At 73.1% G+C, this 14,570-nt stretch carries 13 protein-coding genes; 9 read left to right on the top strand and 4 right to left on the bottom strand.

The annotated features are described in order from the left end of the window. Positions 1-5: 5 nt before the first annotated feature. From E1262_RS21610 to E1262_RS21600, 3 genes are read left to right on the top strand one after another with little or no spacing between them, the layout of a single operon-like run. Positions 6-599, top strand: a complete 594-nt coding sequence (locus E1262_RS21610; RefSeq protein ID WP_132105426.1) for a DinB family protein — start codon at positions 6-8, stop codon at positions 597-599. Between the two features lie 47 nt (positions 600-646). Continuing rightward, the gene (locus E1262_RS21605; protein WP_132105472.1) at positions 647-892 is read left to right on the top strand and encodes a type II toxin-antitoxin system Phd/YefM family antitoxin; all 246 of its coding nucleotides are present in this window, start codon (positions 647-649) and stop codon (positions 890-892) included. Then, the gene (locus E1262_RS21600) at positions 892-1,323 is read left to right on the top strand and encodes a type II toxin-antitoxin system VapC family toxin (RefSeq protein ID WP_132105424.1); all 432 of its coding nucleotides are present in this window, start codon (positions 892-894) and stop codon (positions 1,321-1,323) included. The genes E1262_RS21605 and E1262_RS21600 overlap by 1 nt, the downstream gene beginning before the upstream one ends. A gap of 6 nt (positions 1,324-1,329) precedes the next feature. On the opposite strand, the gene E1262_RS21595 is transcribed toward E1262_RS21600, so the two are convergent. Both E1262_RS21595 and E1262_RS21590 read right to left on the bottom strand, forming a co-directional pair. Beyond that, positions 1,330-3,093 (bottom strand): ABC transporter ATP-binding protein, encoded by a 1,764-nt coding sequence (locus E1262_RS21595; protein WP_132105422.1) that lies wholly within the window; start codon positions 3,091-3,093, stop codon positions 1,330-1,332. Continuing rightward, a complete protein-coding gene (locus E1262_RS21590; protein WP_132105420.1) occupies positions 3,090-4,811 on the bottom strand; it encodes an ABC transporter ATP-binding protein in 1,722 nt (573 codons plus the stop codon). The genes E1262_RS21595 and E1262_RS21590 overlap by 4 nt, the downstream gene beginning before the upstream one ends. A gap of 152 nt (positions 4,812-4,963) precedes the next feature. On the opposite strand from E1262_RS21590, the gene E1262_RS21585 reads away from it, so the two are divergent. After that, positions 4,964-5,188 carry a KTSC domain-containing protein gene (locus tag E1262_RS21585; RefSeq protein ID WP_132105418.1) on the top strand — a complete coding sequence of 75 codons (225 nt, stop codon included), beginning with the start codon at positions 4,964-4,966 and terminating at the stop codon, positions 5,186-5,188. 27 nt (positions 5,189-5,215) lie between these two features. Here the strand turns inward: E1262_RS21585 and E1262_RS21580 are convergent, their stop codons facing one another. Further along, positions 5,216-6,115, bottom strand: a complete 900-nt coding sequence (locus E1262_RS21580; protein ID WP_162606021.1) for a helix-turn-helix transcriptional regulator — start codon at positions 6,113-6,115, stop codon at positions 5,216-5,218. Continuing rightward, positions 6,105-7,004: a phytanoyl-CoA dioxygenase family protein gene (locus E1262_RS21575; RefSeq protein ID WP_203454155.1), complete on the bottom strand. Its 900-nt coding sequence runs from the start codon at positions 7,002-7,004 to the stop codon at positions 6,105-6,107. The genes E1262_RS21580 and E1262_RS21575 overlap by 11 nt, the downstream gene beginning before the upstream one ends. Positions 7,005-7,234: 230 nt before the next feature. On the opposite strand from E1262_RS21575, the gene E1262_RS21570 reads away from it, so the two are divergent. From E1262_RS21570 to E1262_RS21550, 5 genes are read left to right on the top strand one after another with little or no spacing between them, the layout of a single operon-like run. Next, a complete protein-coding gene (locus tag E1262_RS21570) occupies positions 7,235-8,317 on the top strand; it encodes a LacI family DNA-binding transcriptional regulator (RefSeq protein WP_132105414.1) in 1,083 nt (360 codons plus the stop codon). Positions 8,318-8,321: 4 nt separating this feature from the next. After that, positions 8,322-10,340, top strand: coding sequence for an MGH1-like glycoside hydrolase domain-containing protein (locus tag E1262_RS21565; protein ID WP_132105412.1), 2,019 nt, complete (start codon positions 8,322-8,324; stop codon positions 10,338-10,340). Beyond that, the gene (locus E1262_RS21560; protein WP_132105410.1) at positions 10,337-11,950 is read left to right on the top strand and encodes an FAD-dependent oxidoreductase; all 1,614 of its coding nucleotides are present in this window, start codon (positions 10,337-10,339) and stop codon (positions 11,948-11,950) included. Before E1262_RS21565 ends, E1262_RS21560 begins: the two co-directional genes overlap by 4 nt. Then, the gene (locus E1262_RS21555; protein ID WP_132105408.1) at positions 11,950-12,864 is read left to right on the top strand and encodes a dihydrodipicolinate synthase family protein; all 915 of its coding nucleotides are present in this window, start codon (positions 11,950-11,952) and stop codon (positions 12,862-12,864) included. The genes E1262_RS21560 and E1262_RS21555 overlap by 1 nt, the downstream gene beginning before the upstream one ends. 22 nt (positions 12,865-12,886) lie before the next feature. Continuing rightward, positions 12,887-14,533 carry an exo-alpha-sialidase gene (locus tag E1262_RS21550; protein WP_132105406.1) on the top strand — a complete coding sequence of 549 codons (1,647 nt, stop codon included), beginning with the start codon at positions 12,887-12,889 and terminating at the stop codon, positions 14,531-14,533. Positions 14,534-14,570 lie beyond the last annotated feature (37 nt).

Below are 14,570 nucleotides of genomic sequence, written 5' to 3'. Positions count from 1 at the left end.
CGCCCATGCTCGACGAGAAGGACACCCTCAAGCGCTACCTGCAGAGTCACCGCGACGCCCTGCTGTGGAAGCTGGACGGGTTGAGTGAGCGCGACGCTCGCTGGCCGATGACGCCGACGGGCACCAACCTGCTCGGGCTGGTCAAACACGTCGCCAGCATGGAGTACGACTACTTCGGCCGGGTCTTCGACCGTCCCGTGCCCGAGCCGATGCCGTGGCTGGACGACGACGCCGAGGACAACGCCGACCTCTGGGCGACGGCCGACCAGTCCCGCGAATGGGTGGTCGACTTCTACCGCCGCGCCATCGCGCACGCCGACGCCACCATCGACGCGCTCGACCTGGACGACACCGGCACCGTGCCGTGGTGGCCGGCCGAGCGGAACCCGGTCACGCTGCACCAGATCCTCGTCCACATGATCGCCGAGACCGCCCGGCACGCCGGCCACGCCGACATCGTGCGCGAGACCGTCGACGGCGAGATCGGCCTGCGCAAGGATGTCTCCAACCTTCCCGACCACGACGCGCAGTGGTGGTCCGACTACGTCGAGAAGCTGAAGCGCACCGCGCTCGAGGCCGAGAACCGGCTGCTTGGGTGACGTCACCGCGGCTGAGCTACAGTAGGTATGTACCTACAACGAGGAGGCTGACGATGGTGACGATGTCCGCGCGTGAGTTCAACCATGACGTCAGCTCGGCCAAGCGGGCAGCCGAACACGCGCCGGTCTTCATCACCGATCGGGGCAGACCGTCGCACGTCCTCCTGAGCGTGGACGAGTACCGCACACTCATCGGGGCCGATCGCAGCCTTGCCGAATCGCTCGCGTTGCCTGAGTCTGCCGACTTCGAACCGGCGGTTCTCGACTTCGAGGCGAAGATCCCCGAACTCTGATGTGGCTACTCGACACGAATGTCGTCAGTGAACTGCGCAAGGCGTCAGCCGGCCGTGAGGTCGCCAGCTCCTTCGCCGCCTGGGCCCGATCCAGGCCAGCCGGCCTGGACTTCGTGTCCGTCGTGACGATCTATGAGCTCGAGTTGGGTGTTCGGCGGATCGAGCGACGCGACGCGGATCAGGGACGCGTGCTCCGGGCCTGGCTCGACGGCCCGGTGAGCCATGAGTTCCGCGGGCGGGTGATCACCCTCGACGTCGATGTCATGCGTCGCGCCGCCGGCCTGCACATCCCCGATCCGCGGCCAGAACGAGACGCGTTCATTGCGGCCACGGCGTTGCACCATGGCCTGGGTCTGGTCACTCGGAACACCAAAGACTTCGCCTCGCTCGGGCTCGAGCTGCTGAACCCGTGGGCAGGGCGATCGGCGTAGCCCTGCTCAGCCGGTCCGGCCGTGCCAGGAGCGCCAGAGCGCCGCGTACGCACCGCCCGCCGCGACCAGCGCATCGTGCGAGCCGAGCTCGACGATGCGGCCGGCCTCCATGACGGCGATCCGGTCGGCGTCGTGCGCCGTGTGCAGCCGGTGGGCGATCGCGACGACGGTCCGCCCGGCCAGCACCGCGGCCAGCGACCGCTCCAGGTGCCGGGCCGCGCTCGGGTCGAGCAGAGACGTCGCCTCGTCGAGGATCAGCGTGTGCGGGTCGGCCAGGACCAGCCGGGCCAGCGCGAGCTGCTGCGCTTGCGCCGGCGACAACTCCGCCCCGCCGGATCCGACCGCGGCCGACAGCCCGAGCGCCCCTGCCCAGTCCCACGCGTCGACCGCCCGCAACGCGGCCTCGACCGCGGCGTCGTCGGCCGACGGGCGGCCGAGGACGACGTTGTCGCGCAACGTGCCGCGGAAGACGTGGTGCTCCTGCGTGACCAGCGCGACCTCGGTGCGCAGCCGGTCCAGCGGCAGGTCGGACACCGCGACGCCGCCGACGGTGATCGTGCCGGTCCGCGGCTGGTGAATGCCGGCGAGCAGCTTCCCGAGCGTCGACTTCCCCGCCCCGGACGGCCCGACGACGGCCAGCCGCTCGCCCGGCGCGATGCTGAGGTCGACGTCGTGGAGGACGTCGTGGCCGGGCCGGTAGGCATGGCTCAACCCGTGGACCTCGAACCCTCCGGTATTGACGGCATCGATATCCGAGCGAGGCGCTGACCTCGAACCCTCGAAGACAGCCGGATCGCGTCGTACTCCCCGCAACCGTGCCATCGCCGCCCCGCCGATCTGCAGTTCGTTCAGCCAGAACAGCAGCGTGTCGACCGGCACCAGCAGTTGCTGCGTGTAGAGCGTCGCGGCCGTCACGGCGGCGAGCGACACCATGCCGTCGAGGTACAGCAGCCCGCCGATCACCAGCGTCGCGAAGACGGGCAGCACGAACGCCACGTCGATCGTGGGCAGGTACACCGTGCGCAGCCGCAACGTCGCGCGCTCCGCCGCGTACGAGGTCGCGATGTCCCGGTTCACCCGCGCGAACCGCCGGTCGCCCAGCCGCAGCGCCTCCACCGTCCGGGCGCCGTCGACGGTCTCGGCGAGGCCCTCGGCCAGCTGCGAGTACGACGCGTTCTCGCGCAGGTAGGCGGCGCGCGCCCGGCGCAGGTACCAGCGCGACGCCACCCACAGCACCGGGACTCCGACCAGCGCCGGCAACGCCAGCAGCGGCCCGAGCAGCACCAGCCCGCCAAGCGTCAGGACGATGGTGACCGAGCTGATCAGCGTGTCCGGGATCGCGTACCGCACCGCGCGGGCCAGCAGGTCGACGTCGCGGGTGGTGCGGGTGATGAGGTCGCCGGTGCCGGCCTCCTCGACGGTCCCGATCGGCAGCGCCAGCACGCCGTCGACGAACTCCTCGCGCAGCTGGGCCAGCACCTTCTCGCCGAGCCGCGCCGACACGAACATCGCCAGCGCGGTCAGCGCCGCCTGCAGCGCGACGAACAGGCAGATCAGCAGCGTCACCCGGGTGACGTGGTCGACGCCGTCGTTGACGTCCTCGACCAGCCGGCCGAGCAACCAGGGGCCGGCCAGCCCGGACGCCGCGCCGAGCGCGTGCAGCGCGACGGCGCCGGCGACCTCGCGGCGATGCCGCAGCGCCAGCCGCCGGGCGTGCCGGCGCACCTCCCGCACCGACGCGACGGGGAGCCCGTCAGCCGAGCGGCTCATGCCGCCCCCTCCTCGCGGGCGACCAGCGCCCGATAGCGCGGATCGCCCAGCAGGGACGCATGCGTGCCGGTGGCGACGACGGTGCCGCCGTCGACGAGCGCGACGTGGTCGGCGTGGTCCAGCAGGATCGGGCTGGTCGCGAAGACGACCGTGGTCCGGCCGGCCCGGGTGGCGGCCAGCCGGGCGGCGATGCGGGACTCTGTATGCGCGTCGACGGCGCTGGTCGGCTCGACCAGCACGAGCACGTCGGGCTCGGCCAGCACCGCCCGGGCCAGCCGGAGTCGCTGCAGCTGGCCGCCGGAGAACTCCTTGCCGCCCGGGCCGACGACGGTGTCGAGGCCGTCGGGCAGCGCCTCCAGAATGTCGCCGGCCGACGCGACCTCCAGCGCGGCGAGCACGCGTGCGTCATCGAGCGGTCCGTCCACCGCCAGCTCCTCGCGCAGCGGCCCCGCGAACAGCCGCGCCTCGTTGCCCGCGACCAGGATGCGCCGCCGCACCTCACCGATGTCGGCGTCGCGCAGCGGGCGGCCGCCGTACGTGACGCCCGACTCGCGGTAGCGTCCCAGCCGGTCGGCCAGGACGGCGGCTGCGCCAGGATCCGTGCAGGCCACGGCCGTGAACCGGCCGCCATTGGCGACCAGCCCGGCCTCCGGGTCGGCGAGCTCGCCGCCCCGCGCGGCGCCGGCGCCGTCACCGTACAGCCGCGCCGACCCGACCGGCGCGATCTCCGGCTCCAGCGCCAGCAGCGACACCACCCGCTTGGCCGCGACGTAGGCCTTCATGATGGCGCTCGCGCCGATGCTCAGCCGCCGCACCGGCGTCGCCAGGAACACCGCGTATCCGTAGAACGCGACCAACTGGCCGCCGGTGAGGTCGCCGGCCAGCACCTGCCGCGCCCCGAGGAACACGATCAGCGCGACCAGCAGGCCGGGGAGCAGCATGCGAGCCGCCTCCAGGGCGCCCTCGGCGCGGGCGAGGTGCACGCCGGCGTGCCGGACCCGCTGCGACTCGGCCTGGTAGCGCCGGCCGAACAGCTCCTCGCCGCCGATGCCGCGCAGCACGCGCAGCCCGCCGACGATGTCGACGGCGTGCGCGGTGAGCTCGGCCTGCTGGACGCGCAGCCGCGCCTGCCGGTCGTGCAGAGGCCGCAGCAGCAGCGCGACCGCCCACACCATGAGCGGCACGCCCACCAGCACGACCAGCCCGAGCCGCCACGACGTCGCCAGCATGATCGCCGCGACCACGACGATCGAGGCCACCGACCCGATCGTCCGCGAGCTGTAGTCCAGCGCCCGCCCGATCTGCATGACGTCGGCGACGCCTACGCTCATCACCTCGCCGGCCGACGTCTTCCGCGGCAGCGTCGCGCCGAGCCGGGTCGCCTGCCGCGTGACCAGCTGCAACGTCCGGTATCGCGCCCCGAGCGCATTGCCCAGCGCGCACCGGTCCTGCAGGATGCCGGTGGCCGCCTGGACGACGCCGAGCGCCAGCACGACGCCGGCCCACAGCAGCAGGTCGCCGCGGTCGCGCCCGGTCAGCCCGCCATCGATGGCCCGCCCGACGGCGTACGGCATGAGCGCCTGCGCGGTCGGCCAGAGGACGCCGTAGAACCCGCCGAGCAGGACGACGGCCAGCTGGGTGCGGGCGAGCCAGAGAAGATAGTGGCCGGGAGTCAGGCGGCTCGGCTCGCCGGGATCCGGATCGGGAAGGCGCCGCACAAGACACGGAACCTAGCAAAGGCCGAACGCGAGGATGCGCGGCGGTGAGTCCCACAACGGCAAGGGGGACAGCCCGCGCCCGGCACACAGTGGCAATGCATTTCGCGGCCACCCTCTTGACCGGCCCGGCCGTGGCGCCGACGATCGACTCGATGGGAAAGCTCAGACGGTGGCCGGTGTCGTCGTCCGCGCTGCGGTCCGTCGGGTACGACCCGCAGACGTGGACGCTGGAGGTCGAGTGGGCCTCCGGCGTGGTCTACCGCTACCTCGACGTCGACCCGCTGGACGTCGAGGCGATGATGCAGGCCGACAGCATGGGCGCCTACCTCAACGAGGAGATCAAGCCCAACCACGAGGCCGTGCCCGTGGAATCCTGAGCAGCCGTCGCCGCGGATGTGGCCCGGTCAGGCTTGTGGGGTGAGCGGCTCGAGCGCGGCGAGACCGGCGGCTTCCAGCGGCGACGGGGGAGCGGCCTGCGGCGGGGTGGCACGAAAGGCGCTCGGCGCGAGGCCGTACACCGCGCGGAAGCGGCGGGAGAAGTGGTACGCGTCGGCGAAGCCGCACTGCACGGCGATGGCCTGCAGCGACAGGTTGCTCATCCACAGCAGCGGCTCGGCACGGGCCAGCCGCAGCCGCTCCAGCGCGGCCACCGGCCCGAGCCCGAACCGGCGCTGGAACGCGCGGCACAGCGTCGACACCGATACCCCGGCCGCGGCGGCCAGGCGGTCCAGGGCGACCGGCCGGGCGACGCCGTCGGACCAGGCGGAGCGGACGGCGGACATCGCGGCGACGATCGGCTCGGGCAGCCCGCCGGACGCGTCGTCCGAGGACGCCGGCGGCGGAGCGAGGAACGTCAGCACCAGCAGCCGCAGCGTCTCGGCCGCCTGCTCGCGCCACCCCGGCGGGCACGTCGAGCCGAGCCAGAGCAGGTACTTGCACAGCGCGCCCATCGGGTCCGGCCGGCCGCCGAGGTCGCGCGCGATCGGCCAGCCCGCGCCGCCGCCGACGGCGTCGCCGGTTACGGTGAAGTGCACGTATGCGTGCCGCGTGGGACGGCGCGGGTCCCAGTGGAAGCAGTCGCGCATGCCCGGCCGGACCAGCAGCAGCGTCCCTGGCGTCAGCCGCACCCGCAGGTCGTCCCAGCACCATGTCGCGCTGCCGGACAGCAGCCAGACGAACTCGAAGGTGCGGGCGTCGCGGGGCCCGAACGTGGAGCCGGGCGGGTAGTCGGCGACGGCCGGCCCGAGGCGGGGCACCAGCCCCACCTGGAGCGCCGCCGACGACAGAGCGAGTTCAGCGGTCACAGCCACCATCGCGATCGGGCCGGATCCGCGGCCGGCGCAGCTGCTCGACGCCCTTGTAGGCGTACGGGTCGCGCCCGGCCACCAGGAGGACGTCGCGGAAGTCGGCCTGCGCCATGCTCTGGCCCTCGTACGGCAGCGCCCACGGCAGCAGAGACTCGGCACTCATGTAGTGGTTGGCCAGCGCCCGCCGGTAGCCGTGCCGGCCGGTGTTCGGCAGCGACTTGTGCAGCAGGTAGCCGTTGAACAGCAGTACCGACCCGGCGGTCAGCTCGACCGGGACGGCGTCGTCGTCGGTCCAGGGGAAGTCGTAGGACTCGACGGTGCAGTCGTAGCGCGGGTCGTCGTGCTCGCGGTTGGGGTAGATGACGCCGTCGCGGTGCGAGCCGGGCAGCACCCAGAGGCAGCCGTTCTCGACGGTGGCGTCGTCGAGGGCGATCCACGCGGCGGTGAGCGAGCGGTCGCGGGTCGGGATGAACATCTCGTCCTGGTGCCAGGCCTGGCCGGGCTTCCCCTCGGCCTTCACGAACAGCATCGACTGCATCGCCTTGACGTTCGGCCCGATGATCCGGGTGAGCGGCCCGACGATCGCCGGATGGCGCATCGTGTCGAGCATCAGCGACGACAGCTTGTGCGGGTAGTGGATGCAGAGGAACCGGCGGATGACCTCGTCGTCGGTCTCGTCAGGCGCCGACGCGACGGCGCCGTCGATCTCGCCCAGCTCGCCGCGGCAGATGCGGGCCGTCTCGGCGAGCAGCGCGTCGAGCTTGGCGCGGCTCAGCACGTCGCGAAGGATGACGAATCCGTCCTGGTCGTAGCGGTCCTCCAGGATACCGGGCGCCGAGACGTCGACGGCGGGCGGGGTCACGGGTGCGGCGGGTGTGACGGTCACGGCAACCTCCATGCGACGGCGTGACGGCGGAACGACGAGCGCCCACGGGAACCGGGGGCCGGCCTCCAGCGTGCCGCCGCGACCCTCGTCCGGCCATGGCTCCACCGCGCTGCATGATGGCGAATCGTCTCGCATCAGTCGAGGGTGGCCACGTCTTGACGGCTCGCGAAATCTCCGCGTAGTGTCGTCGACACCGCATCTAATACGTATGAACTAGGAGAAACCGAACCGTGCCACCCCAGGGGCGACGACGCCGGCCGACCCAGGTCGACATCGCGCGCCGCGCCGGAGTCTCGCAGGCCACCGTCTCGCTGGTCATCAGCGGCGGCGCGGCCAGCGACCAGATCGCCGAGTCGACGCGGCAGGCCGTGCTCGCCGCGGCCGCGGAGCTGGGCTATTCGGCCAACGTGGCGGCGCGCAGCCTCAAGGGCGGCCGCAGCCACCTGCTCGGCCTCTACACGTTCGAGCCGGTGTTCCCGACCGACCAGCGCGACTTCTACTACCCGTTCCTGCTCGGCGTCGAGGAGGAGACCGCGGCGCAGGGCTACGACCTGCTGCTGTTCAGCTCCGTGACGTCCGCCGCCGACCGGTCCATCTACGCCGGCGGCGCCAACCGTCTCAAGCTCGCCGACGGCTGCATCCTGCTCGGTCGCAACGTCCGGCGCGAGGAGCTGAACGCGCTGGTCCAGGAGGACTTCCCGTTCGTCTTCATCGGCCGCCGCGAGGTCGAGGACGGCGAGGTCAGCTACGTCGGGGCCGACTACGTCGGCGCCACCAGCGCCGTGGTCGCGGAGCTGCACCGGCAGGGCCACGAACGCATCCTGTACCTGCGCGCCATCGACGACACCGAGCCGACCCGCGACCGCGAGCAGGGCTACCGCGAGGGCCTGGCATCCGCCGGACTCGAGGTCGACGAGCGGCTGATCCAGGGTCTGGCCGACCCCGCCGACCTGTCCGTCGAGCACGTGCTGCACTGGATCGGCGGCTACGGCGTCACCGCGGTCCTGGTCGAGCCGACCGAGGACAACCGGCTGGTCGACGCGCTGACGGCGATGACCGACAGCGAGCGGGTGCGCTTCCCAGACGACTGCTCGATCGCGCTGCTCGGCGAGCCGCCGTCGTGGACTCCGGAACTGCGCGACTGGACCCGGTTCTCGCTCCCGCGTGCAGAGATGGGCCGCGAGGCGGTGCGGATGCTGGTCGACCTGCTCGGCGACGCCCAGCCGGCCTCGCGCCAGACCATCATCCCGTGCACGTTCGTCCCCGGCGACTCCATCGGGCCGGCCCCAGCGGGCCCAGCCCTCCGGCGGTGACGGCATGACCGTCCCCGCGCCCCAAGGCTGGAACACCTGGGACGTCCGCACGCACACCGGCATGACTCACCTGCCGTCCGGGCTGCGGGTCCGGTTCGGCCTGCTCGACGCCGCCGGAACGCCCGTGCTCGACGGCTTCACCTGGCGGCACCGGCTGGTCCGGCTCGGGCACCACACGGTCGACGGCTCGTTCGCCGAGGTCACGGTGGAGGTCGACGGCATCGAGCTGCGCCTGACGATGGCCGGTGGACCCCGCGGCGAGCTGTACGTGCGCGCCGAGTCCGCCGGGACGGTCGTCGCCGACGTCGCCACCGGCCGCGACGCGACGCCGCTGCCTTGGCCCGGTCCGGACCCGGGGGAGTGGCGGCTGGACCGCTCCGGCGACGACTTCCTCATCGTCCCGCGCGATTCGGCGGCGACGGTCGGCGGCGTCGGCGCCGTGATCGAGGAGCGCCGGGCCGCCGCCGACGCCGTCCGGCCCAGATCCGGCGGCTGGTACCGCGACGCCGCCGACGCGCTGACCCGCGCCGTCACCTGGAACACCATCCAGGCGCCGGACCTGGACCGCGTTCTCACCCCGACGTCGCGCGACTTCGTCTCCGTCGAGCGCCAGGGGTTCTACGGCAGCTGGGCCCTGCACGCGTGGGACACCTTCTTCACCGGGCTGGTCGCGAGCGTCGTCGACCGCGACTACGCGCGCGGCATCCTGGGCCAGATCCTGCCGTTCGCCGACGCCGCCGGGATGGTCCCGAACCGGGTCAGCGACGAGCGCGGCACCACCTGGGACCGGTCGCAGCCGCCTGTGGGCGCGCTGACGGTGTTCTCGGCGTACCTGGCCGGCGGGCTGTCCGACGACAACCGCGACCGGCGCCTGCTGGAGGAGACCTTCCCCGGCCTGCTGGCCTGGCACGACTGGTGGCCGGCGCACCGTCGCGGCCCGCACGGGCTGCTGGCGTGGGGGTCCGATCCCATCGAGGGAGACCCGGAGTCGGCCACGCTGGACCGCACCAAGCGCGAGTCCGGCCTGGACGACTCCCCGATGTATGACGAGGCCACCTACGATCCGGCGACGCACACGATGGACCTCGCCGACGCAGGCCTCAACGCGCTGCACGTCGCCGATGCCGAGGCCTTGGCCACCATCGCGAGCATCCTCGGCGACGACACAACAGCCCGCCGGCTCACCGCCGAGGCGCACCAGGCGCGCACCACCGCGGCGACGCTGTTCTGGGACGACGACGCCCGGCAGTACCGGAACCTGCGCGCCGACGGCAGCCACGACCCGCACGTCTCACCGACGCTGCTCTACCCGCTGCTCGGCGGCTTCCCGTCCGCGGAGACCGCGCAGGACATCGCTGACGCCCTGCTCGCGCCCGAGGTGCTCGGCGGCGACCGGCCGCTGCCCAGCGTCGCCCGCAACGACCCCGGTTTCGCCGCCACCTACTGGCGCGGCCGCATCTGGGCGCCGATGGCCTACCTCGCGGTCCAGGGCCTGCGCCGCTATGACCTGCGCGCGCACAGCCGGCACGTGAGCGGCGCGCTGCTGGAGCTGTTCCTCGCCGAGTGGGAGACGCACAGCGCTGTCCGAGAGAACTACCCGGCCTTCGACGGCGAGGACCTCACCGGCTTCCAGCAGCGGTCGGACGGGCTGATGGCGTGGGGTGGGCTGCTGGCGCACCTCGCGTTCGGCGAGCTGGCCGAGGCACGCGCGGACGGCTGGCGGTTCGCTCATCCCGGTGCACCCGCGGAGCTGCGCAACCTGCCGCTCGGCGACGGCCGGCTGACGGTGACCGCGGGCGCCCGGCTGGTCGTCACGCTCGACGGCGCCGTCCTGCTGGACGCCGCGCCGGGTGTCGTCGTCACCGGCTACCGGCGCACCGCAGACGCCGTCAGCGCCACCGTCACCGGCACGGGCGACGTTTTCGTCGCCCCGCCGGGCAGCAACCACGGCGAGCCGGAAGCCGTCACCGTCGACGGCGGCACCCGGCACGTCCGGTTCGTCAGAGAGGGATCCCCCGCGTGAGCAGTGAGACGGCAACGACGACCGACATTCTCGTGGTGGGCGGCGGGCTGGGCGGCGTCGCCGCGGCCCTCGCGGCACTGCGGCGCGGCCGGGAGGTTGTGCTCACCGAGGAGACCGACTGGATCGGCGGCCAGCTGACCAGCCAGGGCGTCCCGCCGGACGAGCACGCGTGGATCGAGCAGTTCGGCAGCACCCGCAGCTACCGCGAGCTGCGCGAGAACATCCGCGCCTACTACCGCACCTGGTACCCGCTGGCCGACTGGGCCCGCGTGGACCGCACCCTCAACCCCGGCCAGGGGAAGGTCAGCCGGCTCTGCCACGAGCCGCGGGTCGGCGCCGCCGTGCTGGAGGCGATGGTGGGGCCGTGGATCGCGGCGGGCCGGCTGCGCGTCCTGTACCGGCATCGCCCGGTGGCCGCGAGCGTCGACGGCGACCGCGTCACCGCCGTGGTGCTGGAGGGCCCGGACGGCGACCGGCTGGAGGTCGGCGCGCCGTACGTCCTGGACGCCACTGAGCTGGGCGACCTGCTGCCGCTCACCGGCACCGAGCACGTCACCGGGTTCGAGTCGCGGCACGACACCGGCGAGCCGAGCGCGCCGGACGAGGCACAGCCCGACAACATGCAGGCGTTCTCGTGGGTGTTCGCGGTCGATCATCGCGCGGGCGAGGACCACACCATCGACCGGCCGGCCGGGTACGCCGCCTGGCGCGCCTACCAGCCGCCGAAGTGGCCGAACCCGCTGATCAGCCTCAGCGGGCCGGACCCGCGGACGCTGGAGACGTTCGAGCGGGCGTTCCTGCCCAACGGCGACACCGGCCCGGTCGTGGCCGACCAGAGCAAGGACCCCGGCGACCGCGAGCTGTGGGCGTTCCGGCGCATCGTCGCGCGGTCGGTGTTCCGGCCCGGTTTCGCCGAGAGCGACGTCACGGTCGTCAACTGGCCGATGATCGACTACCTGCCCGGGCCGCTGATCGGCGTCAGCGACGAGGAGCGCGCGAAGCACCTGGCCGGCGCCCGCGAGCTGTCCATGTCGATGCTGTACTGGCTGCAGACCGAGGCGCCGCGGCCCGACGGCGGCACCGGCTGGCCCGGCCTGCGGCTGCGCGGCGACGTCATGGGCACGACGGACGGGCTGGCGAAGGCGCCGTACATCCGTGAGTCGCGGCGCATCGTGGCTCGCCGCCGGGTCGTCGAGCAGGACCTGTCGCTGGCCGTGCGCGGCTCGGCCGGAGCGGTCCAGTACCCCGACTCCGTCGGCGTCGGCATGTATCGCATCGACCTGCACCCCTCGACCGGTGGCGACACCTACATCGACGTTGCCAGCAGCCCTTTCCAGATCCCGCTCGGCGCGCTGCTGCCGGTGCGGCTGCGCAACCTGCTCCCGGCCGGCAAGAACATCGGCACCACGCACATCACCAACGGCTGCTACCGGCTGCATCCTGTGGAGTGGAACGTCGGCGAGGTGGCCGGCGCGCTGGCGGCGCACTGTCTGGCCGGCGGACTGGAGCCGGGCCAGGTGCACGAGAACGGTGCCCGGCTGGCCGCCTTCCAGGACGAGTTGACCGCTGACGGCGTCGAGCTGGCCTGGCCGGAGGTGAAGGGATACTGATGGACGGTCGCGCTCTCCTCAGTGGAGTCATGGTGCCGCTGGTGACGCCGATGAGCGCGCCGGGCGAGCCGTCCGCCGCCGCGGCGTACGGCCTGCTGGACGCACTCGCCCGGGCCGGGGCACGCAGCCTCATGCTGTTCGGCAGCAACGGCGAGGGCCCGCTGCTGCCGGCCTCGGCGCTGACGGAGTTCGCGGCCGGCGTCGCGGCGCGGTGGCGGCAGCTCACCGACGGCGGCCCGGTGCTGGTCAACGTCACGGCCGCCGGGACCGCGGAGGCGCTGGAGCGGGCCGCGGCCGTCCGCCTGGCCGAGCCGGACGCCGTCGTCGTCAGCCCGCCGATCTACTACCGGCACCGCGACGACGAGGTGGTCGCACACTTCGCCGCGTTCGCCGGCGCGGGCGTGCCGGTCGTCGCGTACAACATCCCGCGCTACAGCGTGCCGATGACGCCGGCGGTCCTCGACGAGGTCCTGGCGATGCCGCACGTCGCCGGCATCAAGGACAGCTCCGGCGACCTCGCGCTGTTCGGCCAGCTGATCGCCGCCGCCCGCCGCCGCGACGACGTCGGCGTCAGCCAGGGGTCGGAGTCGCAGCTGGTCGCCGGGCTGGAGGCGGGCACCGATGGCATCGTGCCCGGCATCGCGAACGTCGCGCCGGTGCTGTGCGTCGAGCTGTACGAGGCGTTCCGGTCCGGCCGGCTGGCCGAGGCCGACGCCGCCCAGGAAACCGTCGATCGGCTGATCACGCTGCACACCATCCGGCCGGGCGTGCCCGCCGTCAAGGCCGTCCTCGACTCCCGCGGGCTCTGCCCACCGCACGTCGCCGCGCCGCTCGTCCCGGTCACCCCCGACGAGCGGGCCGCCCTGCTCGACCTGGTCGCGCCGCTCGACGCGCACCTGATCACGCCCCGTTGACCCCGCCTCGAAGGAGAGCGCCGTGGAAAGCACCCCGATCAGCCGCCGCACCCTCGTCCTCGGCGCCGCGGCCGGTACCGCCGCCATCGGTGCCCTGGCGTCGGCCTCGCCCGCCGCGGCCGCGACGGCGACCGGCGACGTCCACGAGTCGCTGGTGTTCCGCGCCGGCGACGACGGGCTGGCCGTCTTCCACGTCTTCGGCCTGACGACGACGGTGGCCGGTTCGGTGCTCGCGTTCGCCGAGGCTCGCCTCACCCAGCACGACGCCGACCCGCACCACCTCGCCGTCCGCCGCAGCCGCGACGGCGGCCGCACCTGGGAGCCGCTGCGCTACGTGCGCCGCTCCGACGGCGTCCAGTCGTTCGTCAACCCGACGCCGCTGGTCGATCGCGCGTCCGGCCGAATCTTCCTGTTCCACGCCGAGTGCTTCCGCGACCCGGGCAACACCGGCGGCTCGCCGGACGGCTCCCGCCTGTACGTCGTGTCCAGCGACGACGACGGCGGGACGTGGTCCGAACCGACCGAGCTGACCCAGCTGTTCGACGGCGACCCGAACGGGCAGACGCTGCACATGCCCGGCCCCGGGCACGGCCTGCAGCTCGCCGACGGCAGGCTGATGCTGCAGGTCTGGCACCGCAGGGCGATAGCCTTTCCGGTCGCCGAACGCCGCTACGGCGTCACCGTCATCCACAGCGACGACGGCGGCGCGACCTGGCAGGCCGGCGGCGGCGTGCCGCTGGACGGCGCCTACCCGCTGAACGAGGCCCGGCTGATCGAGCGGCCGGACGGCGCGCTGGTGGTGCTGGGCCGGTACGCGTCCGGCGGCACCCACCCGCGGATCGCCTCGGTCAGCACCGACCGCGGCGCCACATGGTCGCCGCCGGTGCTGGACGCCTCGGCTCGGCCGGTCAACGCGATCGACACCGGCGTCATCCGCCTCACCGGGCTCGGCGAGCGCGAGGACAGCCGGATCGTGTTCTCGCGCACCGACTCGCCGACCCGGCGGAACATGACCGTCTCCATCTCCTACGACGAGGGCATGAGCTGGCCGTACAGCCGCGCGCTCACCGCGGGGCCGGCGTCGTACTCCGACATCGTCGCGCTGCCGGACGGCCGGATCGGCGTGCTCTACGGCCGCGAGCACCAGCCCGGCGTCACCACCAGCTTCTCGCGCGACGTGGTGTTCGCGACGTTCGATCTCGCCTGGCTGACCGGCGGCGCCGACACCGGCCGCCGCGGCCCGGCGACGCGGCACTCCTTCGAGGTGGAGGACCTGCCGGCGGCGACGTCCCCCGGCCTCACGGTGGTCCGGACGGCGGACCCGGCCGCCAGCGGCGGCAGCGTGGTCGAGGTCCGCGCCACCGACTACGGTCAGTACCTCGAGGCGACCGTCGAGATCACCCGCGGCGGGGAGTACGACCTGTACATCCGGTTCCGGCACCAGGCGAACTGCGGTGTCGTGGTGATCGACGTCGACGGGGCGCGACTCGGCGGGCCGATCGACACGTCGACGCTGTCGGTGCGGTCGTTCAAAACCGAGCGGGTCGGCCGCGTCGAGCTGGGCCGCGGCCGGCACACCGTCCGGTTCACCGTCGTCGACAAACACGTCGACTCCACCGGCGTCCGGTTCAGCCCGGACCTAGTCTCGCTGGTGCAGATCCACGGCTAGTCATCGGATGTATGTCGCCTGGCAGCCGCTGAAACAG

Source organism: Jiangella aurantiaca, from assembly GCF_004349105.1.
Lineage (GTDB): Bacteria > Actinomycetota > Actinomycetes > Jiangellales > Jiangellaceae > Jiangella > Jiangella aurantiaca.
This window is presented reverse-complemented; position numbering and strand designations above follow the sequence as displayed.